Below are 23,176 nucleotides of genomic sequence, written 5' to 3'. Positions count from 1 at the left end.
GGGCTTGCTCGCGAATTCGGTGGGACAGTCGCCATTTGTATTGGCTGACACACCGCTTTCGCGAGCAAGCCCGCTCCCACAGGGGGATTTGTGGTGTTGGTTAGATCCCGGCCAGGGCCAAGTCCATCGCGAAGTAAGTGAAGATCAAATCCGCCCCTGCCCGTTTGATCGCTCCCAGGCTTTCACGCACCACACGATCCTCATCAATCGCCCCGGCCTGGGCGGCGAATTTGATCATCGCGTACTCGCCACTGACCTGATAAGCCGACAGCGGCAGCCGCGAAACTTCGCGGATATCGCGGATGATGTCCAGGTACGCGCCGGCCGGTTTGACCATCAACGCATCGGCGCCTTCCTGTTCGTCCAGCAGCGATTCGCGCACGGCTTCGCGGCGGTTCATCGGGTTCATCTGGTAGCTTTTGCGGTCGCCTTTCAAGGCGCTGCCGCCGGCTTCGCGGAACGGGCCATACAGTGCCGAGGCGAACTTGGTCGAATAGGCCATGATCGCGGTCTGGGTGAAACCGGCTTCGTCCAGCGCTCGACGAATCGCCTGGACCTGACCGTCCATCGCCGCTGACGGGGCAATCACGTCAGCGCCGGCACGGGCGGCGGCCACGGCTTGTTTGCCGAGGTTGATCAGGGTTTTGTCGTTGTCGACTTCGTGGTTGTGCAGCACGCCGCAGTGGCCATGGTCGGTGTATTCGCAGAAGCAGGTGTCGGACATCACGATCATCTCCGGCACCGCGTCCTTGGCGATGCGCGACATCCGCGACACCAGGCCATTGTCATTCCAGGTGTCGCTGCCGCTGCTGTCCAGGTGATGGGACACGCCGAAAGTCATCACCGACTTGATCCCGGCCCGGGCATAACGCTCGATTTCACCGGCCAGTTTTGACTCAGGAATGCGTACCACGCCGGGCATGCTCTTGATTGGCACAAAGTCGTCGATTTCTTCCTCGACGAAAATCGGCAGCACCAGGTCGTTCAGGCTGAACTCGGTTTCCTGGAACAGACTGCGCAGGCTTGCATTGCGGCGCAGACGGCGTGGACGTGCTTCGGGGAACTGACTGGACATGGGTTTTCCTGAGACAAAAGTCGTAGGGGGCGAAGCTTATGCCCTGTGCGGCGCAGGACACAAACATCAGATCAGGAACAAACCTTTACCGGGCTGGCAATAATCTCCCTTGTGGGAGCGGGCTTGCTCGCGAATTCGCCAGCACATTCAACATTGATGTGGCTGACCCGCCGCTTTCGCGAGCAGGCTCGCTCCCACAGGGGGTTTTGTGTCGAGCTCACATCATATGAACGACGCTGGCCCCATGTGGGAGCGGGCTTGCTCGCGAAGGCATTGTGTCAGTCGTCACATGTATTGATTGATGCACCGCATTCGCGAGCAAGCCCGCTCCCACAGGGGATTTGTATTTGGACAGCTACAGATTCAGGGTCCCATCGATGCAGGTCACCACCGCACCGCCGATCCAGATTTCATCTCCGACCTGATCCACCTGAACCCGCCCGGCACGGCCCATGGTCAAACCCTGGCTGACCACGTAAGACGCCGGCGCCAGTCCTTCACTCAACAGCCATTGGGCAATCCCGGCATTCAAACTGCCGGTAGCCGGGTCTTCCGGCATGCCGTCGCCAGAGATGAATGCCCGAACTTCGAACTGCGCCCCATCGCCATCACGTTCGGGATGCCACGGCGCAATAACGCCGACCGCCAAACCAAGCATTTGCGAATGATCCGGTTGCAAATCGAGCACCTGCTGCCGATCTTCGACCATCACCGCCAGCCAGCCTGCGCCGTTATCGACCCATTGCGCCCGTACGATCGCCCCCTCCTCCAGCCCGAGCCCACGTCGCACCCGCTCCACCAGATCAGCATCCAACGGGCCGGTCCTGAGCAGCGGCGGCGCCAGAAACGCCAGCTCCGCACCTTGGCGGCGAACCCGCACCAACCCGACACCGCATTCCTGAATAATCTCGTCACCCTTGGCCACACCACCTGCCTCAAGCCATGCGTGACAGGTGCCCAGGGTCGGGTGACCGGCGAACGGCAGCTCTGACAGGGTGGTGAAAATCCGCACCCGGTAGTCGGCTCGCGGGTCCCGAGGCTCAAGGATGAACGTGGTTTCGCTGAGGTTGGTCCAGGCCGCAAAGGCGGCCATGCGCTCATCGCTGAGCTCATCAGCGCCGAACACCACCGCCAACGGGTTGCCTTTGAGCGGCGTTCGGCTGAAGACATCGACTTGCTTGAACTTAAATGAATGCATGGCCTGCCTTGGTCTTGAACAGCGTTATTTGGGAATTTCCAGCCCGCGCATCACCGCCGGCCGCGCGAGGAAGCGCTCCAACACCCGTGTGATATTGGGGAAATTCTGGATGCCCACCAGATCACCGGCCTCATAGAAACCGATCAGGTTGCGCACCCACGGAAACGTCGCGATGTCGGCGATGGTGTAGCGCTCGCCCATGATCCAGTCGCGCCCTTCCAGACGTTTATCGAGCACATTGAGCAGGCGTTTGCTTTCTTCGACGTAGCGATCACGGGGCCGTTTGTCCTCGTAGTCCTTGCCGCCGAATTTGTTGAAGAAACCCACTTGGCCGAACATCGGCCCGATACCGCCCATCTGAAACATCAACCACTGAATCGTCTCGTAACGCGCCGCCGATTCCTGCGCCAACAGTTGGCCACTCTTGTCGGCGAGGTAGATCAGAATCGCCCCGGACTCGAACAGTGGCAGTGGCTGGTCGCCTGGCCCGTGGGGGTCAATGATCGCCGGGATCTTGTTGTTGGGGTTCAACGACATGAACTCCGGCGACAACTGATCGTTGGTCTCGAAGCTCACACGGTGCGGCTCATATGGCAGGCCGATCTCTTCGAGCATGATCGAGACCTTGACGCCATTGGGGGTCGGCAAGGAGTAGAGCTGAATCCACTCGGGGTACTGGGCCGGCCATTTTTGGTTGATCGGGAACGCAGAAAGATCAGTCATGGGAGCATCCACGCAGACATTGGAGCGACGATCATAATGTAGGCGCTGCCGAAGGCTGCGATCTTTTGATCTTGATTTTCGACGACCATGACGTCGCCCAGGATCAAAAGATCGCAGACTGCGGCAGCGCCTACAGGGACGTGCGTCGCGCAAATGTACCCACGTCCACAAAACCGAAACATCCTGTCGATAACCTTCGGCCATTCCGTCGAAGGTTGCGGCTAAAGTGCTGCGAACCCGCCGGTATCGAACCAAATGGGCTTCAGAGGACTCTGAGCAATGCCCTTCAAGGAAACGGACTGGCTCAACGACATGGAAAACACCCGCTGCTGGGAGCGCGCGGTGTAAAGGTTTGTCAGCCTTAATCGAACGCGCTGAAGAATCCATTATTCAATGATGAACCTTTTGAAATTCGCCCAACGCTTCAAGCATCGCGCGTACATTTTCCTGCCCTCGTTGTTGGCGGCCAGCGCGTTGTTCCTGTCGCTTGAGTCCAGCGAAAGCCGCGCCCAGCCGGCCGATGGCACCCAGACGCTGGTATTCCTGCGCCACGCGGAAAAACCCGACGGCGGCCTCGGCCAGCTCAACTGCCAGGGGTTGAACCGTGCGATCAACCTGTCCACCCTGCTCCCGGAAAAATTCGGCAAGGCCAACTACGTGTTTGCCGCCAACCCGACGCGCAATGTCGAGGAAGGTGAACTGGACAATTCCTACAGTTATATCCGGCCACTGATGACCATCAGCCCCAGCGCGATCAAGCTCGGGTTGCCGGTGAACATCGAGTTCTCGGCCAATGACACCAGCGATCTGGCGGATGAACTGCTTCACGACAAGTACCACAACTCGATCATCTACACCGCCTGGTCCCACGGCTACCTACCCGAGCTGATCAACAAGGTCGCCGGCGAAGCGCTTGGCAAGAAGCAGAACATCACCGAGGACTGGGCATCCAGCGACTACGATTCCCTGTACGTGTTGACCCTGACCTGGCACAACGGCAAGGCCAGCCTGGTCAGCCATACGTACAAACAAGGGCTGGATAACGGCTCGCAGAACTGTCCTACATAAGCGGTTGGCCGGGTCCCACACACTGTCGGGACCACGGGGAAGAAGGGGCTGGGCTATCATCAATTCATCTCCCCATTGCCCGGAACCTTGCCATGTCACTCTCATCCGCAGCAGTTCCCGCCCGGGGCTGGTCATTCTGGTGGAAGCCCGCGCTGTTCCTGCTGGTCGCCTGCGTCGGCCTCTACTACGTCAAGTGGTCGCCCTACTACCTCAAGGCCTTCGTCGCCGCTGACAATCACAGCATCGGCGCCTCGATCATCAATGACCAACAGTCCGACCCGCTGGCCGCTGCTCTGGCGTATGCCAAGGTGTATTTCCTGGCGATCTGGAAAGCCGCCGTCCTGGCGGTGATCCTCGGCTCCTTGCTGCAAGTATTGATTCCCCGGGACTGGCTGCTGCGCCTGTTCGGCCGCGCCGGTTTCGCCTCGACCCTGCGCGGCGGCCTGTTTGCCCTGCCCGGCATGATGTGCTCGTGCTGCGCTGCACCGGTGGCGGCGGGCATGCGCCGGCAAAACGTATCGGTCGGTGCGGCGCTGGCATTCTGGATCGGCAACCCGGTGCTCAACCCCGCCACCCTGGTGTTCATGGGTTTCGTGCTCGGCTGGGGCTTTACCGCGTTGCGCCTGGTGGCGGGCATCGTGCTGGTGTTTGGCGTGTCGATGGTGGCCCAGCGTATCGCCGGGCCGGAGCACGTGCCTGAAGCGGCTGTCGAAGCGGTAGTCGAAGCCCGCGAGATCAACGCGCAACCGTTCCTGACCCGCTGGGGCCGGACGATCTGGCAGTTGTTCTGGAGCACCATTCCCATCTACATCCTGGCGGTGCTGGTGCTGGGTGCGGTGCGAGTCTGGGTGTTTCCGCACATCGATGGCGCCATGGCCAACAGCCTGGTGTGGCTGGTGCCGCTGGCGATCATCGGCACGTTGTTCGTGATTCCGACCGCCGCAGAAATCCCTATCGTACAAACCATGATGACCCTGGGCATGGGCACCGCCCCGGCGGTCGCGCTGCTGATGACCCTGCCGAGCATCAGCCTTCCATCGCTGCTCATGCTGCGTAAGGATTTCAACGCCCGGGTGCTGGTCAGCGTGGCGCTGATGACCATGGGGATCGGGGTGATCAGCGGGTTGATCGGGGCTGCTTTGCTTTAAGGGATTTGGTGCCTGTGAGGGCGCCTTCGCGAGCAAGCCCGCTCCCACATGGGATCTGTGTCAGACACACAATATATGTTCGCCAAAGATCTACTGTGGGAGCGGGCTTGCTCGCGAAGGGGCCAGCAAAACCACCATCAACCAAGCCGATGAACCCGCTCTCGCAAATATTCCAAAACCGCCCCGCGCTCCCCGGAAAACTCGATCCGCGCGCCTTTCTTCTCCCGCTGAAACGCATACATCGGGTCGTAATACTCGCTCAGCAACCCTTCGATCCAGCTCCGATGCAAGTCCACCGCGCCACTGCGCGCCTGCTCCGCCAAGGCCTCTTCCATCAGAATCAGCATCCGACGATGACGTTCCCCGCCCAGTCGCTTCTGCACATTGTTCAGGCTTTCCAGCAACCGCTCGGAAAACAGCGCAAAGCCGTCCTCACCGTGCACGCCGATAAACTCGGCACACAGGTCCACCACATAATCGCGCAAGATCCGCTCGACTCGCCCCTCAAGGCTGTCTTCCAGCCAGACCATCGGAAACTGTTGCATGCCCTGATACAGCGGCAACGGCAAGGCACAACTGCCAACCGCACGGCTCTCGTCTTCTAGCACGAATTGCTCGATGCCCTGGGCGCGTTTCTTCAACAGATCCACGGCCAACCGGTTTTCAAAGTCGATGTTGGAAGGCTGGCCAGTGGCGCGCTTGCCGAAACTTGAGCCCCGGTGATTGGCGTAGCCTTCCAGGTCCAGCCCATTGCTCAACTGCGTCAGCACTTCGGTTTTACCAGTGCCGGTCATGCCGCCGAGCAGGACGAAATCGCACTGGGCCACCGCCTGATCCGTCGTCTCCAGTAAAAACGAACGCATGGCCTTATAGCCGCCACCGACTCGCGGATAGTCGATGCCCGCCTCATCCTTGAGCCACTGCTGGACAATCTGCGAGCGCAAACCGCCGCGAAAACAATACAAAAACCCTTCAGGATGAGCCCGGGCAAAATCAGCCCAGGCCTGCATGCGCTGGGCCTTGATCTCGCCGGACACCAGCTGATGTCCCAAGGTAATCGCCGCTTGCTGACCGTGCTGTTTGTAGCAGGTGCCGATCCGTTGCCGCTCGTGGTCATTCATCAGCGGCAGATTGACCACGCCGGGGAACGAGCCTTTGAGGAATTCGACTGGCGCGCGGGCATCCATCATGGGCCGGTCGTTGAGAAAGATGTCGCGGTAATCGGTGCAGTCGATTGACATCAAAACACCTCGACCGCGTTGCTCTGTCGCTCAACCAATTCGCCGATTGGCTCAAGGGCCAGGCCCAGTTCGGCAGCGACCGCGAGGAACTGATCGTTGCCCTCGGGCTTAACCGCTATCAGCAGGCCACCGCTGGTTTGTGGGTCGCACAGCACGCGTTTATGCAGTTCCTGCAGGCGCCCGAGTTTGCTGGCGTAGCTGTCGAAGTTGCGCAAGGTGCCGCCCGGTACACAGCCTTGTTCGAGGTAGTACTCGACGCCCGCCAGACGTGGCACGCGGTCGTATTCGATGCGGGCGGTGAGTTGGCTGCCATCGGCCATTTCCACCAGGTGCCCGAGCAAACCGAAACCGGTGACATCGGTCATCGCCGTCACGCCGTCGAGTTTGCCGAAACGGCTGCCGGGTTTATTCAGGGTGCACATCCAGTCGCGGGCCAGGCCGATGTCGGCGTTACGCAACTTGCCCTTCTTCTCGGCGGTGGTGAGGATGCCGATGCCCAGGGGTTTGGTGAGGTACAGCAAGCAACCGGCGGTGGCGGTGTCGTTGCGTTTCATGTGGCGTTTTTGCACAAGGCCGGTGACGGCCAGGCCGAAGATCGGCTCCGGGGCGTCGATGGAATGCCCGCCGGCCAGGGGAATGCCCGCCTCGTCGCAAATCGAGCGCCCGCCGCGAATCACTTCGCGGGCGATTTCCGGGGCCAGCACATTGACCGGCCAGCCGAGGATCGCAATCGCCATCAACGGATCGCCGCCCATGGCGTAGATGTCGCTGATGGCATTGGTGGCGGCGATGCGGCCGAAGTCGAACGGGTCGTCGACGATCGGCATGAAAAAGTCGGTGGTCGAGACCACGCCGCGCTCATCGTCGATGGCATACACCGCCGCGTCATCGCGCGAGGCGTTGCCAACCCAGAGCTTGGGATCGAGGTTCTGCGCGCCGCTGCCGGCCAGAATCACTTCCAGGACCTGAGGGGAGATTTTGCAACCGCATCCTGCGCCGTGGCTGTATTGGGTCAGACGAATCGGCTCGTTCATGGGGTGCACCTCGTAGAGTCAGTGGGGCCGATTCTAGCAGACGGGATCGATGGCGCCTGTGAGGGCCCATTCGCGAGCAAGCCCGCTCCCACAGTGGATCTATGGCGAACACAGAATTTGTGTCCACCGAAGATCACCTGTGGGAGCGGGCTTGCTCGCGAAGGCGGCGCCACAAGCACCACATCCCTGACTGACAGGCAAAAAAAACCGCCCTTGCGGGCGGCTAAAGTGCTTCGACCGCGATCAGAACCCGAGGCTGAAGCTGACCGTCATCGCGTGATCTTCATTTTTGCCCGACACCTGCCCCGAGTAGCCGAGGCCGAGTTTGCCGGTCGGGCTGATCTGGAAGTCCACGCCGGCTTCAAGCAGCGCGCTGTCCTTGGCAATCGGTACGCCCTGGGTGCTGAACGAGGCGCCGCCGTCGATGAAGCTCAAGTCAGCGTCCGGTTTGGTGTCGCCGTAGGCATGGCGCCAGCCGATGGCCGCACGCGGGGTAAATTGCCCGCCGTTGGCCAGGGTGATGACTTTGCCGGCGCGCAGGCCCAGGGTAGAGAAGGTGATGTCCTGGCTGGAATCAGCTTTCAGACGCCCTACCCCACCTTTTTCATGAACGGTATCGCTGTCGTAATTGACGTAGGCCAGACCGGCGAACGGTTCCAGCGCAATACCTGCCGCTTCGACCGTGTAACCCACTTCACCGAACACCTGGGCACTGCGAGCGTCGTAGTCACCCTTCAACCGATCGTTGTAGCTGCCGACGCTGACGTCGCGTTTGGTTTCAATATCGTGCCAGCTGTAAGCGGCGCCCAGGCGTACGGCCAAGGCGTCGAACTGCGAGTTGAGGTACGCCGCCAAATGGTAGCTGTCGACCGTGGCGTTGGAACGACGGTCATGGGCATCCAGGTCGCTGCGGGTGTAACTGGCGGCCATCCCGGCACGCCATTGATCGTCGATCTGCTTGTCGGTGCCGAGCATGAAGCCGCTGAGGTTGCGATCAAGCTTGGCACTGTTACTGTCGCCATCCATTTCGCCCCAGGCGCCGAGTGCGCGCATCCAGCCGACCATTTCGCCGTGGCAGCCGCCGCTGGTCAGGCGATTTTCGCTCGGTGCCAAGGCCCGGCGAGGATCGTCAGGCCCACTGCAGGACGGTTGGCGCATGCGGTCGTTGACGGCGTCACGGATGTAACGCGAATCTTCGAGAATGGCGCTGGCGGTGCTGGCGTGAATCTCCCCGGACAAACTGTCGAAAGCCGCACGGGCACCGGCCGTCGAGAGGTTGACGATCTGGTTCTGCAACGCCGCACCGGCCGGGCCATTACGGCTCAGCGCGGAAGCCGTGCCGCGCTGGTTCCCGGTGGCGGCGACATCGACGAAGGATGCGTCGTTACGACTAACCGCCAGGCCGACTTCGTTGGCGCTGTACACCAGTGATGTATTGAGGAACGCGGTGTCCGGCAGGTCAGCAGCGCTGAACGTACCGGTGACGCCACCGCCCGCGGTGATCAGTGAGTAGGTGGTGTTGCCGGTGAATGGCACGAGGTTGTTCACTTGCACGCCACCGGCCAGGGTTGCGGTGCCGCCCACGACCAATGGAGTAATGGTCGGTGAGGTCAGGGTCAGCGCCAACAGGCCATCGGAAGCGTTGGTCAGGTTACCCACCACTCTCAGGATTTCTCCGTTCGCGCCAGTCGAGAACACCCCATGGTTGACCACCGAACCAACACTGCCGTTACCCGTCAGGGCGGCGCCATTGAACACCGTGACCTGCCCGGCCAACGTCGCCGGTGCATCACCGACTATCAACAGGCCCTGCTCGACTTCAACGGTGCCACTGAACGGATGATCGCCCTCTAACAGCAGCGACCCGGCACCTTGTTTGACCAGATCACCGGTACCGCTGAGGTTGCCGTTGAAGACCCCATTGCCGGTCTGCGCGAACAGCACCCGCGCACTGTTAAGGATGCGACCCCGCAGGCTGGTGGTGTTACCGACCAACGTACCGCCGCTGACCGTGGTGCCGCCGCTGTAGGTGTTGGCGCCACTGAGGACCAGAACGCCGGAATCGCGTTTTTCGATCCCGCCAGTGCCGACCAGGGGTGCCGAGATTTCCGTGGTGACGCCCCCGTTGATCCGCACCACGGCCAGGCTGCCATCAGCCGCGTTGACCGGGCTCAGACTGCCGTCGGTGCCTTGGACCAGACGATAACCGTTGTCGAGGACCTGCAACCCGGTGAAGCCCTGGTTACCGAGCACGGTCACGGTGCCGCCGCCCTGCCCGCCGAACACCGCGAACCGGCGATTCGAACCCAGGCTCGCCGTACCACTGGCGTCAGTCCAGTTGGTGCTCGGGCCCCAAACACCGCTACCACCGGCAATAGTGCCGTCAGCATTGGTTTTGCCACCGTTCCAGAATTGCGCTTCACCCGGCGCACTTTCCACCAGCAGGTTGAACTGATTGGCCAGCGCGGTTTGCAGGGTCAGGTTCGATGGCAACACCCCGCCCGGCAATGTGCCGAAGGTCAGGCCGTTGTCGGTCAGGCTGCCGCCGTAGCGGAACAACTGATAGACCCCCGTCCCGAAACCGCCGGCATTACTGATATTCAGCGTACCGTCGAGGGTCAGGTTGCCAGCAACATTAACCACGGTGGTCGAACTGCTGGCCGAGCCGAGGCTGAAGTCCAGGTTAGTCCCGGATGACAACGCCAGGGAACCGACCGACAGCGGCGTTGCGTTGCCGCCGCCAATCAGCGTCGTGCCGCTGCCCATTTGCACCGCACCAGCGAGTTGACCGCTGCCACCGATTTTTGCCCCGCTCGCCACATTCACGTTGGCGCTGTCGAGCGTGCCGTTGACCAGCAATGAGCCGGCCTGGACGTTGGTGTTGCCGGTGAAGCCGTTGGTGCCAGTGAGCAGCAAATCGCCGGTGCCGTTTTTAGTCAGCGTACCGTTGCCGGTGAGGTTACCGGTGTAGCTGCCGTTGCTGGTCTGTTCGAAGGTCAGAGCAGCGTTGTTGAGGATCGCGCCTTGCAGGCTAGTGGTGTTGCCGCTGGTAGTACCCGCGTTCAGGGTGGTACCGCCGCTGTAGGTATTGGCGCCGCTAAGTAACAGCGTGCCGTTACCGTTTTTCACCAGACTGCCGGTGCCGGCGATCACGCCACTGAGGGTGGTGTCCTGGGTGCCAGCCAAGGTCAACTGCCCGGCGAGGTTGATGGCGTTAGCCAGTTGCAGGGCTGCGGCGCTGTCCAGTTGGGCGCTGCCACCGACACCGAGTGCGCCGGTACCGATGGCGCTGTTGTTGCCGAGGATCAACGAACCGGCATTCAATTGCGTACCACCGGCGTAAGTGTTGCTGCCGTTGAGTGTCAGGCTTGAAGCACCGTTCTTGATCAGGCTGCCGGTGCCACTCACCACGCCACCGAGGGTCAGTGCGTTGGAGCCGGCAACGCTCATCCCGCCGTTCAGCACCACCGCGTTCGCGAGGCTGACCGCCGTGTTGCTGTCCAGCGCAGTGCCGTTGGCGGCCGTCAATACACCGCTGCCCAAGGCGCCGTTATTGCCCACGACCAGTTTGCCGCCGTTCAGCGCGGTGCCGCCGGTGTAGCCGTTGGCTGCGTTCAGCACCAGGGTGCCAGTGTCGTATTTACCCAGGGTGCCGGTGCCATTAACAGCGACGCCGATTGTGGCCGTGGCGTTCGGATCGACCCGAACGGTCGCGTTGCCCAAGGCACCATTGACCAGTGTCAGTGCGCCCGCCGTACCGTTCGCCAGGGTGTAGCCGTCGGTGACGAACTGCATGCCGGTGATGCCTTGCGCGCCGTTGACGGTGACCGTACCCGCCGGGCCCTGTAATACCGCGAAGCTGTTGCCCCAGGCCTGATTGACGGTGCCATCGACATTGGTCCAGTTTGTGGTGCCACTGCCCCAGGTGCCGCTGCCGCCATTGATCGCGCCGTTGCCGACCAGTTGCGCGCCGTCCCAGAATTGCACGGTAGTGTTCGGTGCGGTCACCAGCAGGTTGACCTGGTTGCCGACGGCGGTCTGCACTTGCAGATCACCCGGCGTTACGCTGCCCGGAACGCTGCCGATCAGCAGACCGTTGTCGGTCAAGGCACCGGTGTAGTTGATGATCCGATACACACCGCTGCCGAAGCCGCCGATGTCGCTGACGTTAAGGTTGCCGTCGAGGGTCAGGTTGCCACCGACATTGATCAGCGCATTACCGCCGCCGGACACCGGCACACCGAGCCCGACATCGAGGTTGGAGTTGCCACTCAAGGCCAGCGAACCCACCGACAAGGTGCTGCCGGTGGCCAGTGCAACGTGACCGCCATCGGCGACATTGACGGCGCCGATGAGGCTGCCGCTGCCGGCGAGGGTCCCGCCGTTGTTGACCGCGACGTTGGCGCTGTCCAGGGAACCGCTGACATTCAGGGTGCCGCCGTTGATGTTGGTGTCGCCGGTCAGGCTGTTGATGCCGGTGAGGTTGAAGGTGCCGCTGCCGAGTTTGTCGAGCAAGCCGCTGCCGCTGAGCACACCGTCAAAGGTGCTGCTCGCATTGTTGCCGCCGATGCTCAGCGTATTGCCGGCACCGACCAGCGCCGTACCGCTGCCCGTCAGGCTGGCGAGAGTGCCGGATGCACCGAGGTTGAGGCTGGTCCCCGCCCCCAGATTGACCCCGGCATTGTTGCCCAGGGCCGTGGCGGAGGTGGTGCTCAAGCTGCCACCCAGCACGTTGAAAGTGCCGCTGAAGGTGTTGTTGCCACTGAGGCTCAGGTCTGCCGCGCCGTTTTTGCTCAGGGTTCCGGCGCCAGCGAGGACACCGGCCAAGGTCAGGTTATTGGTGCCGGCCACGTTCAGGGCCGCGTTGACATTGACGTTGTTGGCCAGGCTGAGCGCCGAGCTGTTATCCAGCGTGGAAGCGCCAGCGACAGCCAAGGCGCCCGTGCCCAGCGCCGCGGCATTGCCGAGGGTCAGGGTGCCGGCGTTCAGGGTTGTGTCGCCTTGCAGGGTGTTGACGCCATTGAGGGTCAGGTTGGCCGCGCCATTCTTGATCAGGCCACCGGCGCCACTGATCACACCGCCGAGGGTCAGGTCATTGCTACCGCCCACCGCCACCGTGGCGTTCAACCCGACGTTATTGGCCAGGCTCAGCACGGTGTTGTTATCCAGTGTCGAGGCACCACTTACGGTCAAGTTGCCCAGGCCCAGGCCTGAGGCATTGCCGACTGTCAGGGTCCCGGCGTTCAGGTCGACACCGCCGAGGAAGCCGTTGAAGCCATTCAGGATCAGATTGGCCGCGCCAGTTTTGCTCAGGCTACCGGCGCCGTTGACCGCGCCGTTGAGGGTCAGGTCGGCGGTGCCGACGATGCCGAGGTTGCCGGCCAGGTTGATCACGTTGCTGACGGTCACTGCCGTCGCGGCATCCAGGGTGGTGGCGTTGGCAGCATTCAGTGCGCCGGCACCCAGCGCCGTGTCGGAGGCCAGAACCAGGCCACCGGCACTCAGCGTAACCGGGCCGAGGAAGCTGTTGTTGCCACCAAGGGTCAGGTTGGCCCCACCGGCCTTGACCAAACCGCCCACGCCGCCGATCGCGCCGTTAAGGGTCAATGCATTGGAGCCACCGATGTTCAGGTTACCGGCCAGATCGACGGCATTGCCGAGGGTGACGGCGGCGTTGCTGTCCAGGGTGACGCCCGAGGCGGTGGTCAGCAGACCGCTGCCCAGTGCGGTGTTGCTGCCAACGACCAGCGTGCCGCCATTGAGCAGGGTTCCGCCGGTGTAGCTGTTGGCGCCGTTGAGCACCAGGGTGCCGCTGTCGAGTTTGGCCAGCGTAGCGGTGCCGTTGATGCCGACGCCTATGGTTGCCGTCGAGCCCGGATCAACCCGGATCGCCGCGTTGCCGCCGGTGCCGTTGACTGCCGTCAGGTGCCCTGCGGCGCCGGTCAGCAGGTTGTAGCCGTCAGTGACGAACTGCATACCGGTAAAAGTCTGCGTACCGAGCACCGTCACGTTGCCTGCTGTGCCCTGGAAGATTGCGAAATCGCTGGCCCAGGTTTGATTGGTCAAGCCATCGACCGAGGTCCAGTTGGTGCTGCCGGCATTCCAGGTCCCGCTGCCGCCGTCCACCGAGCCATTTGGCAAGGTCTGGCTGCCGTCCCAGAAACGCAGGTTCGCGTTAGGTGCTGTCACCAGCAAGTTGATCTGGTTGCCGACGGACGTTTGCAGCGCCAGGTCCGCCAGGCTGTAGCCGATCGGGATCGCGCCGACATTCATGCCCAGGTTCAGCAGGCTGCCGGTGTAGTTGATCAGACGATAAACGCCGACACCGAAACCACCGGCGTCGCTGACGTTGAGCAGGCCGTCCAGGGTCAGGTTGCCGCCGATGTTCAGCAGCGAGCTGGTGGACGGTGCGCCGAGGGCGACGTCCATATTGGAGGTGCTGTTGAGGGCCAGCGCACCGACCGACAAGGTGTTGCCGCTGCTCAGGCCCAGATGACCGCCGTTGTTCACGTTCAACGTGCCCAGCACCGAGCCGGTGCCGGTCAAGGTGGCGCCAGTGTTGACGTTCACGTTGACACTGCCCAGGGACCCGCTGAGGTCCAGGGTGCCGCCGTTGACCGCGGTGTCGCCAGTGAGGCCGTTGATACCGGTGAGGTTAAGCGTGCCGGTGCCGACTTTGGTCAAGCCGCCAGGTCCGGCGAGGCCACCGTCGAAGGTGCTGGTCGTATTGACCCCGCCCACCGACAAGGTGTTGCCCGAGCCGATCAGCACATCACCGGTGCCGTTGAGGCCGGCCAGACTGGCGTCAGTGCCCAGGTTGAGGCTCGCGCCAGCACTGATGTTCGCGCCGGAGGTGTTGCCCAACGCGCCCGTGCTGGCCGCGGTGACGCTGCCGGACAGAATGTTCAAGGCGCCGGTAAAGGTGTTGTTGCCGCTGAGTGTCAGGTCGGACAGGCCGTTTTTATTCAGCGCACCCGCGCCGTCGATGACGCCACCGAGGTTCAGATTATTGTTACCCGCCACGTTCAGATCAGCATTCAGGGTCATGGCGTTGGCCACGGTGAAGGCTGCGCTGTTGTCCAGCGTCGAAGTGCCGCCGACGATCAACGCCCCAGTACCCAGCGCCGCGCCGTTGCCCAAGGTCAGGGTGCCGGCGTTCAGGGTGGTATCGCCCTGATAGGTGTTGACGCCATTGAGGGTCAGGTTGGCCGCACCGTTCTTGATCAGTTGATTGGTGCCGCTGATCACGCCGCCCAGGGTCAGGTCTTGGGTGCCGCCGACGGTCAGGTCGGCATTCAGTGCAACGGTGTTGCCGAGGCTGACCGCAGTGTTGCTGTCCAGGGTCGCTGCGCCGCCGACGGTCAAACCGCCAAGGCCAAGGGCCGAGCCGTTGCCGACGGTCAAGGTACCGGCGTTTAACGTGGTGCCACCGAGGAAGCCGTTGGCACCGTTGAGGACCAGATTCGCCGTGCCGTTTTTCACCAGGTTGCCCGCACCGTTGACCAGCCCGGTCAGAGTCAGGTCCGCCGAGCCGTCAACGTTCAAGGCACCGGCCAGGTTCACCTGGTTGCTGAGGCTGACGGCGGTGTTGCTGTCCAGCGTGGTGTTGGCCGCCGCGTTCAACGCACCGGCGCCCAAGGCACCGCTGGCGCCGACGATCAGTTTTCCGCTGTTCAGCGCGGTGGCGCCGAGGTAGTTATTACTGCCGTTGAGGGTCAGGTCGGCCGCGCCGTTTTTGATCAGTCCGCCAATACCGCTGACGACACCATTGAGGGTCAGTGCATTGTTGCCGGCGACAGTCAGGTTGCCGCCCAGGTTGAGCGCGTTGGCCAGGGTGGTTGCGGCGCTGGCATCGAGGGTAGTGCCACCGGCAGCATTCAACGCGCCAGTACCCAACGCGGTATTGGAACCGACGATCAGCGTGCCGGCATTCAGTGCGGTGATGCCTTGATAAGTGTTGGCACCGGTGAGGGTCAGACTGGAAGCACCGGTTTTGATCAGCCCGCCTGCGCCGCCAATGATGCCGTCAAGGGTCAGCGCATTGGCGCCGCCGGTGGTCAGGTTGGCGTTGAGGTTGATCGCGTTGGTCAGGCTCAGGGCCGAACTGCCAGTGAGCGTGCTGGCGCCGGCCACAGTCAGGGCGCCGGTGCCCAGTGCGGCGGTGTTGCCGACGGTGATGCTGCCGGCATTCAGGGTGGTGCCGCCCTGGAAGGTGTTGACGCCGTTGAGGCTCAGATCGGCCGCGCCGTTCTTGATCAATTGGTTGGTGCCGCTGAGCACGCCGTCAAGGGTCAGTTGGTTGGTGCCACCGATGCTCAGGTCGGCGTTCACCGCAATGTCGTTGGCGATCGCGACACCGGTGCTGCTGTCCAGCGTCGAGGCACCGGCCACGGTCAACACGCCACTGCTCAAGGCATTCGCGTTACCCACGGTCAGGGTGCCCGCGTTCAGCGTGGTGCCGCCGAGGAAAGTATTGGCGCCATTGAGCGTCAGGTTGGCGGTGCCGTTTTTGGTCAGGCTGCCGCTGCCGCCGACCGCGCCGCCGAGAGTCAGGTTGGCGGTGCCGCCGATATTCAGGTTGCCGGTGGCATTCACTGCATTGATCAGGGTCACCCCGGTGCTGGCATCCAGCGTGGTGCCGCCAGTCGTGTTCAAGGTGCCGCCAACGCCAAGCGCCGTGTTGGAGCCGACAATCAGCGAGCCCGCATTAAGCGAGGTGTTGCCGGTATAGCCATTGTTGCCGCTGAGGGTCAGCGCCGCCGTACCGTTCTTGATGATCCCGGCCGCGCCGTTGATCGCGCCCGTCAGGCCAAGCGCCTGGGTGCCGCCAATGGTCAAATCGGCAGCCATGAACACCGAGTTGTTCAGGGTCACGGCCGTGGTGGCGTCCAGGGTGGTGCTGGCTGCGGTATTCAGCGCGCCAGTTCCCAGCGCATTGTTGTTGCCCACCAGCAGCGTGCCAGAATTGAGCGTGGTCGGCCCGCTCTGGCTGTTGTTACCGGTCACCGTCAGGGTCGACGCGCCATTCTTTGTGATCCCGCCCACACCCGATATCGCCCCGGCAAGGGTCAAGGCATTAGTGCCGACGCTGAACAGGTTGGCGTTGAGGATTACGGCATTGTTCAGGGTGACATTGGTGCTGCTATCGAGGTTTGCGCCGCCGTTGACGTTAATGAGGCCCGTGCCCAGCGCATTGTTGTTGCCCAGCACCAGGGTGCCGGTGTTCAGGTTGATGGGGCCACTGAGGCCTGTGTTGTTGCCGTTGATAGTCAGAGTGCCGCTGCCGCTCTTGCTGAGCCCGCCCGCACCGTTGATCACGCCGCCTAGGGTCAGGGAGCCGGAGCCGGTGGCGGTCATGGCGCCGTTAATGGTGATGAGGTTGTTCAGGTTGATCGTGCCTGGCGCAGACAACGACGCCGAACCGGCGAACGTCACGCTGCCGCTGCTGAAGGCCTGGTTATTGAGTACCTGAACAGAGCCGCCATTGATTGTGGTATTGCCGTTGTAGGTGTTGGCGCCACTGAGACTCAACTGTCCGGTGCCGGCCTTGGTCAAACCGCCCGCGCCGGAAATCACCCCGCTCAGGGTCGTGCCGTTGCTGCCCTGAACGGTGAGGCCACCGCTACCCAGGGTGACCAGGTTATTGAGAGTCAAACCGGCGTTGCTGGCCTGGATCGTCCCGCCATTGGAGGTCAGCACCCCGGTGCCGAACGATTGGGCGTTGTTGAACGACGCAACGCCACCGTTGAGGGTGGCGCCGCCGCTGACGAGCGGGCCTTGCAGGACCCAGGTGCCGCTGTTGACCGTCAGGTTATTGAAGTTGATGTAGTTGGCGCTGGACGCTGTGCCAGCGCCGCTGGTGCCACCGCCGACACCGATGGTGTTTTGCAGGATCAACGAGTTGCTGCCCCCGGCCCCGCCGTCAATTTGCCCGGTGGGTGCGAAGGTCAGGTTGACGCCGACCAACCCGCCGAGGCTGATACCCGCACCACCGCCGTTGGTGATGGTTGAACCGGTGACCGCGGTAAAGGTGTTGTTGCTGGCGACGCCCATCGACACGCCGCCGCTGATGGTCCCGGTGTTGATGAAGGTATTGCCGGTGGACGACGTTTCAAACGCCACCCGACCGGTCAACGTACCGTTGTTGACCATGTTGATCTGCGATCCGCCCTGCACGGCCACGATCGGAGTGTCGGAGGCGAACAGCGTCAGGTTCAGCAGCGCGGTGGAGCCGAGGGTGCCGTTGTTGGTGATGTTGGTGACGCCGCCGGCGCCGTTGACCACGTCCATCGCCATGCCGGCGAGGGTCGTCAGGCTCAGGCCCAGCACGTCGCCGGTGCCGCGCATGATCCCGGTCAGCGTGTTGTTGATATTCACTGTCGAGGCGCCGCCATTGCCTGCTATCAAGGCGGTACCGAGACTGGTCACCGCCCCCAGCAAAGCCGGATCGACCGTCCCGGAGTTGTTGAAAGTGAGGTTGTTACCGATGAGATTGAGCGCCTGTCCGCCCAGCGTCGCGTTCAACTGCGCGCCCGAGTTGACGTTGACCGTCAGGTCGTTCACCGCACTGGCAAATGTGTTGAGGAACAGCGGCAACGATGGCACACCGGTACAGGTCACCGTGGCGCCCGCTGTCGGGCTGGCGGGCGAACAGGCCGCCAGCGCTTGTGGGCTGACGAGGCCGACAACCGCACCGACGATACCGAGACGAACAGCGAGAAAAAGAGGGGAAACGCGAAAAATCGGAGCGATGACGGATCTCAAGTCCACGGGTAATTCCTTTACGTGGTTAACCATTCTTCCTTGAAGGGCGTGCTACCTCGGCCACCCTGGCCGCGAATCCCACAACACGCGTATCAAGACTACGACGGTGTACGAAACCGTTACATTCTGGACACACGTTAGTTGACGCACAGCGCTGGGGCAGAATACGAGCGGGTTAATTAGCATTAATACTTTGGTGCCCCCCCTTTCCCTGTGGGAGCGAGCTTGCTCGCGAAGAGGCCAGCAAGTTCAATATCAATGTGCGCTGACACTTCGCATTCGCGAGCAGGCTCGCTCCCACAAGGAGAATTTGTTTTGGCCTGCACCATTTCATTACCTGATCGAAGCGACAGTAAAACCACCGATTTCTTCGGTTTTTCATGGATTTGTAACAATTGGTATGGGATGTGCAAACGTTTGCGAGTCGCCGATAACGGCGTTTTCGCTACATAACCGCGCAAGCCCGAAAAACCGGGCCTTCGATCCGCACGAAAAGGGACTTTTAATGCACCGCACGTCCAGCCGCGTGACTTGCTCGCGCTCCTTTGCTGTTTCTTTGCTACTGGCCAGCGTTACAGGACTACTCAGCAGCACCGTTTTGGCGCAACCCGCCCCCGCCGATGAGTCTGCCCAGGGCGAAACCCTCAGCCCCGAAGCCAGCCCACCGAAAAAAGGCGCGTACCTGTCCGACTGGTTCAACCAGGACCTGACGGTCATCGGCAGCAAGGACATCAGCTTCGGCCCGCAACCGTCCGACGATGTGTACCTGGAATACGAGTACTTCGGCCGCAAGGGGCCGTTCGAGTTGTATGGCTACGTCGACATCCCGAAAATATTCGACATCGGCAACAGCCATGACAAAGGCGCGTGGGACCATGGCTCGCCGCTGTTCATGGAACACGAACCGCGCATCTCCATCGACTACCTGGCCGGCCGCAGCCTGGCCGTCGGGCCGTTCAAGGAATGGTATGTGGCGTTCGACTGGATCTACGACCACGGCAGCAACACCCGCAACCGCGCCAACACGCTGTACAGCGGTTTGGGCACCGACATCGATACCCACTCGCGGGTCAACCTGTCGGCCAACTTCTACGGTCGCTACCAGTGGGAAAACTACGGCGCCAGCAACGAGTATTCCTGGGACGGCTACCGCGCCCAGCTGAAATACATCGTGCCCATCAGCAGCTTCAGCAATGGCGCGTCGCTGACCTACATCGGCTTCACCAACTTCGACTTCGGCTCGGACCTGCACAAGGACAACCCGGCCCGCACCGCCAACGCCACCGTGGCCACCAACGTGTTGCTCTACTCGTTTACCCATTTGCGTTTCACCCTGGTCGGCCGTTACTTCCACAACGGCGGCAACTGGGAGGATGGCAGCGAGTTGAATTTCGGCGACGGCGACTTCCGCGCCCGTTCCAATGGCTGGGGTTACTACGCCGGCATCGGTTATCAATTCTAAGGAGGTTTTATGAAGGCAATGACGCGTCTGTCCCGGTCCGTTGGCCTGGCCTGCGGCACCCTGCTCGCTTCTAGCGCATGGGCAACCGAAGCACCGATCCAGCCGAAAGTGATGCTGATCACCATGTTCGCTCCCGAGGCACAGAACTGGATTGATCGCCTGGAACTCAAGCAAGAGGTGCACGTACCGGGCCTGTCCGCCGAGTACCCGAGCATTCGTTGCAACACGCAGCAAGTGTGCTTGATGGTCACAGGCATGGGCCAGACCAACGCTGCGGCATCGACCCTGGCCTTGGCCCTGTCGCCAAAATTCGACCTGCGTAAAAGTTATTTCCTGATTGCCGGGATTGCTGGCATCAGCCCGAAACACGGGACGATCGGCACTGCTGCATGGGCGCATTATCTGGTGGAATTCGGCACCCAGTGGGAGATCGATTCCCGGGACGCACCGAAAGACTGGCCGACCGGTTACATCGGCATCAACACCAAAGGCCCGAACGAAAAACCGCCGCTGGATTACAAGACCGAAGTCTTCGAGCTCAACCCAAAGTTGCAGGCCAAGGCATTCGCGCTGTCGCACAAAGTCGAGCTGAGCGAGAGCAAGGAATCAGCAGCATGGCGCGTGAAGTATCCATCGGCCCCGGCCAATCAGCCGCCGGTGGTGACGAAGTGCGACACGCTTGCGGGCAACACCTGGTTTTCCGGGACGCGTTTGAGTGAGCGCGCGGAAGTCTGGACCAAGCTGTTGACGGACAACAAAGGCGAGTACTGCACGACCCAGCAGGAAGATAACTCCACCTACGAAGCGTTGCTGCGTGCCAGCCGTGAAGGGTTGGTGGATGTGCAGCGTCTGGCGGTGGTACGCGCCGGTTCCGACTTTGACCGCCCGGCACCAAGGCAGAGTGAGGTAGATAATTTGCTCAAGTACGCAGACCAGGGCGGGTTTGTGCCGGCACTGGAGAACCTGTACCGCACGGGGAATCCGTTGGTGCAGGACATCTTGAAGCATTGGTCGGCTTGGGAGAAAGGTGTTCCTGAGGCCTGAGTTCGGCGTGAGGACGCCTTCGCGGGCAAGCCTCGCTCCTACAGGGTTATGCGGCGATCACACCTATTGTGATCAACACACATCCCCTGTAGGAGCGAGGCTTGCCCGCGAAGGGGCCAGCCCATCCAATACATCTATCGGTTAAGGCAACAAAATCACTTTGTCACCACTGCCCTGATTCACCTCGGCATAGCGCGCCACCCCGTCGGCCAACGGCGATTCCACCAAGCCCTCCGGCAACGGCAACAAGTCTTGATCGAAGAATTTGCCGAACTGGTCCAGCATCGCCGCACACGCCTGCACGCCATACAACAGCGAGTTGATCCCCACCACCGAACCACCCTTGCGATACAACGCCAGCGCCGGCAATTGCACGAGGCCGTCCACCGGCGCGGCAATGATCGCGATGCGACCGAACGCCGCCAGCGCCGGGACCGAGGCCGGTAGCCAGAAACCGGTGGTGTCGAAGATCACATCAGCACCGCCAGCGTATACAGCATTCACCTGGGCGCCGAGGTCTTCGGGCTTGTCCAGTTGCAGTGTCTGATAACCCTGGGCCTGCAACTCCTTGACCTGCTCGACCCGCCGCGCCGCCGCCAGCACCTGGGCGCCACGCACCTTGGCCAGCGCCAGCGCTGCACTGCCCACCGCCCCGCCGCCGATCACCAGCAAACGCGTGCCGGACGTCACCAGGCTCCGTTCCAGCGCATCCCACGCCGTGGTGTACGGCACACCGAGGCTGGCGGCCTGAGCGAAACTCAGGTGAGTTGGTTTCAGCGCCACGCCGTTGGCCGGCAACTTGACGAATTGCGCGTGGGAACCGTCGGCGAAAAAGCCCAGCTCTCGGCCGGTGCCCCAGACTTCCTGACCGATCAACGCCTGCGGACCTTCCACCACCACCCCGGCGAAATCCCGACCGGGAACCCGTGGCAGCGTGGTGTAGGGAAAACGCCCCAGCACGTTCTTCACATCACTGGGGTTAAGGCCCGCAGCCTTGATCTGCACCAGCACTTCATCAGTGCCTGGCACCGGGGTCGGAACCTCAACGTAGCGCAGGGAAGAGAGGTCGCCGGTCTTGTCGAATTGCAGAGCTTTCATGGGGAGCTTCCGTTAAGGGGATGAAGGGGTTTTCAAGAGAGCCAGCCAGCGATCAACTGCCGGCCCATGGGCCACAATTGTTCACCGGCGAGCATGCCCAGCAGCCCCACCAGCGCGATGGCCGGCGGTGCCGGGGAGCGAAAATCCAGCGCACCGTAGAGCAGACCGACGCCCAGGCCGATGCCCAGCGAGATGAGGTAGTTCATGACAGACTCCGTGGCACAGGGGGTATGCGAGAAGTCTAGAGAATGGCAACGAAACCCGTCGGCCAAGGGCTTCTGAATATCGGACAAAGGACAGTTCGACAACGCGGTCCCTTGTGGGAGCGGGCTTGCTCGCGAAGGCGGTGTGTCAATTAATACATGTGGTGACAGACGCACCGCATTCGCGAGCAAGCCCGCTCCCACAGGGGGAGAGTGTGCGGCTAACGACCGGTCGTGTACTGCGAAGGCGCCACACCCAGCTCCCGGCGAAACATGTCGCTGAAGCTGCTCGGCGAATAACCCAGCTCTCGGGCAATGGCACTGACCGGCACACCCTGGATCAACTCCGCCACCGCCGTCGCCAGTTGCACTTGTCGCCGCCATTCGGCGAAGCCCATGCCCAGGCCATCCTTGAACAGCCGCGCCAGGGTGCGCACGCTGGCCCCGGCGTTTTCGGCGTGCTGCTCGAAAGGGATGTCCAGGGACGGCGCGGCCATGACGGCCTGACACAGGTTCAGCAGACGTCGATCGGAATCGTCCGGCAGCGCGATTGTCAGCATCGAGCGCTTGGCCCGCTTGAGTTCCAGTAACGCCAGGCCGACCAGCGCCTCGTAATACTCCGGCGCCCCGTCGTCGCCCTGCTCCACCAACCCGACAATCAACTCACGCAGCAGTCCACCGACCTCGATCACCTGCACGCGGTCATCCAGCGTCGCCGCCAACGCCGGGCGCAGGTAGATATTGCGCATCTGCAAGTCTGAGACCACGCGAATCCCGTGAGGTACGCCCGGTGGCAACCACACCGCCCGTTGCGGCGGCACCACCAGCGCCTCGTGCGGCGTCTCGACCCACATCACCCCGCTCATCGCATACAACAATTGGCCCCAGACGTGCTCGTGGGGCTCGATGAACAAGCCACGCGGATAGGTGCGCGCCAACGGTTGCACGGGCACATCGGTATCAGTCAGATCGGGCGGTGCGGCAAGGGCCATGGGCAGTGATCATTGGGGGTTTTGGGGAACCATCATGGTAACGAGGCGCCCGGCGTGTCGCCAGTGACAGCCACCGTCTGACAATTCGACTGAATTTTTGCCAACGCCCGCGATCCTTGTATTACC

13 protein-coding genes are annotated in these 23,176 nt (G+C 62.1%); 4 read left to right on the top strand and 9 right to left on the bottom strand.

The genetic code is table 11. The annotated features are described in order from the left end of the window. Window positions 1-100: 100 nt before the first annotated feature. The 3 genes from hemB to ACWIKB_RS32620 form a co-directional block, all read right to left on the bottom strand. The gene (gene hemB, locus ACWIKB_RS32630) at window positions 101-1,075 is read right to left on the bottom strand and encodes a porphobilinogen synthase (RefSeq protein WP_475271533.1); all 975 of its coding nucleotides are present in this window, start codon (window positions 1,073-1,075) and stop codon (window positions 101-103) included. A 355-nt stretch (window positions 1,076-1,430) separates the two neighbouring features. Further along, window positions 1,431-2,273, bottom strand: coding sequence for a PhzF family phenazine biosynthesis protein (locus tag ACWIKB_RS32625; RefSeq protein ID WP_475271532.1), 843 nt, complete (start codon window positions 2,271-2,273; stop codon window positions 1,431-1,433). A gap of 24 nt (window positions 2,274-2,297) precedes the next feature. Next, entirely contained in the window at window positions 2,298-2,996 is a 699-nt protein-coding gene (locus ACWIKB_RS32620) for a glutathione binding-like protein (protein ID WP_475271531.1), read from the bottom strand. Window positions 2,997-3,389: 393 nt separating this feature from the next. Between ACWIKB_RS32620 and ACWIKB_RS32615 the strand changes: the two genes are divergently transcribed. Both ACWIKB_RS32615 and ACWIKB_RS32610 read left to right on the top strand, forming a co-directional pair. Next, window positions 3,390-4,064 carry a histidine phosphatase family protein gene (locus ACWIKB_RS32615; protein ID WP_475271530.1) on the top strand — a complete coding sequence of 225 codons (675 nt, stop codon included), beginning with the start codon at window positions 3,390-3,392 and terminating at the stop codon, window positions 4,062-4,064. Between the two features lie 92 nt (window positions 4,065-4,156). Beyond that, window positions 4,157-5,212 (top strand): permease, encoded by a 1,056-nt coding sequence (locus ACWIKB_RS32610; protein ID WP_475271529.1) that lies wholly within the window; start codon window positions 4,157-4,159, stop codon window positions 5,210-5,212. A 137-nt stretch (window positions 5,213-5,349) separates the two neighbouring features. Here ACWIKB_RS32610 and mnmH read toward each other — a convergent pair whose 3' ends face one another. The 3 genes from mnmH to ACWIKB_RS32595 all read right to left on the bottom strand — a co-directional run bounded on the left by mnmH (window position 5,350) and on the right by ACWIKB_RS32595 (window position 18,284). Continuing rightward, on the bottom strand, window positions 5,350-6,453 hold the full coding sequence (mnmH, locus tag ACWIKB_RS32605) for a tRNA 2-selenouridine(34) synthase MnmH (RefSeq protein ID WP_475271528.1): 1,104 nt from the start codon (window positions 6,451-6,453) through the stop codon (window positions 5,350-5,352). After that, entirely contained in the window at window positions 6,453-7,487 is a 1,035-nt protein-coding gene (gene selD, locus ACWIKB_RS32600) for a selenide, water dikinase SelD (RefSeq protein WP_475271527.1), read from the bottom strand. Before selD ends, mnmH begins: the two co-directional genes overlap by 1 nt. Window positions 7,488-7,730: 243 nt before the next feature. Next, window positions 7,731-18,284 (bottom strand): autotransporter-associated beta strand repeat-containing protein, encoded by a 10,554-nt coding sequence (locus tag ACWIKB_RS32595; protein WP_475271526.1) that lies wholly within the window; start codon window positions 18,282-18,284, stop codon window positions 7,731-7,733. 472 nt (window positions 18,285-18,756) lie between these two features. On the opposite strand from ACWIKB_RS32595, the gene ACWIKB_RS32590 reads away from it, so the two are divergent. After that, a complete protein-coding gene (locus tag ACWIKB_RS32590; RefSeq protein ID WP_475271525.1) occupies window positions 18,757-19,713 on the top strand; it encodes a nucleoside-specific channel-forming protein Tsx in 957 nt (318 codons plus the stop codon). A gap of 9 nt (window positions 19,714-19,722) precedes the next feature. After that, entirely contained in the window at window positions 19,723-20,757 is a 1,035-nt protein-coding gene (locus ACWIKB_RS32585; RefSeq protein WP_475271524.1) for a purine-nucleoside phosphorylase, read from the top strand. Between the two features lie 141 nt (window positions 20,758-20,898). Here the strand turns inward: ACWIKB_RS32585 and ACWIKB_RS32580 are convergent, their stop codons facing one another. From ACWIKB_RS32580 to ACWIKB_RS32570, 3 genes are all read right to left on the bottom strand, one after another. Then, entirely contained in the window at window positions 20,899-21,855 is a 957-nt protein-coding gene (locus tag ACWIKB_RS32580; RefSeq protein WP_475271523.1) for a quinone oxidoreductase family protein, read from the bottom strand. 32 nt (window positions 21,856-21,887) lie between these two features. Further along, on the bottom strand, window positions 21,888-22,061 hold the full coding sequence (locus ACWIKB_RS32575; protein WP_082356724.1) for a DUF1427 family protein: 174 nt from the start codon (window positions 22,059-22,061) through the stop codon (window positions 21,888-21,890). Between the two features lie 218 nt (window positions 22,062-22,279). After that, a complete protein-coding gene (locus ACWIKB_RS32570) occupies window positions 22,280-23,050 on the bottom strand; it encodes an AraC family transcriptional regulator (protein WP_475271522.1) in 771 nt (256 codons plus the stop codon). Window positions 23,051-23,176: the final 126 nt, after the last annotated feature.

It is taken from the genome of Pseudomonas sp. 5Vm1k (assembly GCF_056161485.1).
This window is presented reverse-complemented; position numbering and strand designations above follow the sequence as displayed.

What these genes read in the sequence shown, in the direction of transcription:
- ACWIKB_RS32575 (WP_082356724.1), bottom strand. Translation starts at nt 22,061, where the DNA reads ATGAACTACCTCATCTCGCTGGGCATCGGCCTGGGCGTCGGTCTGCTC.
- ACWIKB_RS32570 (WP_475271522.1), bottom strand. Translation starts at nt 23,050, where the DNA reads ATGGCCCTTGCCGCACCGCCCGATCTGACTGATACCGATGTGCCCGTG.
- mnmH (WP_475271528.1), bottom strand. Translation starts at nt 6,453, where the DNA reads ATGTCAATCGACTGCACCGATTACCGCGACATCTTTCTCAACGACCGG.
- selD (WP_475271527.1), bottom strand. Translation starts at nt 7,487, where the DNA reads ATGAACGAGCCGATTCGTCTGACCCAATACAGCCACGGCGCAGGATGC.
- ACWIKB_RS32585 (WP_475271524.1), top strand. Translation starts at nt 19,723, where the DNA reads ATGAAGGCAATGACGCGTCTGTCCCGGTCCGTTGGCCTGGCCTGCGGC.
- ACWIKB_RS32580 (WP_475271523.1), bottom strand. Translation starts at nt 21,855, where the DNA reads ATGAAAGCTCTGCAATTCGACAAGACCGGCGACCTCTCTTCCCTGCGC.
- hemB (WP_475271533.1), bottom strand. Translation starts at nt 1,075, where the DNA reads ATGTCCAGTCAGTTCCCCGAAGCACGTCCACGCCGTCTGCGCCGCAAT.
- ACWIKB_RS32620 (WP_475271531.1), bottom strand. Translation starts at nt 2,996, where the DNA reads ATGACTGATCTTTCTGCGTTCCCGATCAACCAAAAATGGCCGGCCCAG.
- ACWIKB_RS32610 (WP_475271529.1), top strand. Translation starts at nt 4,157, where the DNA reads ATGTCACTCTCATCCGCAGCAGTTCCCGCCCGGGGCTGGTCATTCTGG.
- ACWIKB_RS32615 (WP_475271530.1), top strand. Translation starts at nt 3,390, where the DNA reads ATGATGAACCTTTTGAAATTCGCCCAACGCTTCAAGCATCGCGCGTAC.
- ACWIKB_RS32590 (WP_475271525.1), top strand. Translation starts at nt 18,757, where the DNA reads ATGCACCGCACGTCCAGCCGCGTGACTTGCTCGCGCTCCTTTGCTGTT.
- ACWIKB_RS32595 (WP_475271526.1), bottom strand. Translation starts at nt 18,284, where the DNA reads ATGGTTAACCACGTAAAGGAATTACCCGTGGACTTGAGATCCGTCATC.
- ACWIKB_RS32625 (WP_475271532.1), bottom strand. Translation starts at nt 2,273, where the DNA reads ATGCATTCATTTAAGTTCAAGCAAGTCGATGTCTTCAGCCGAACGCCG.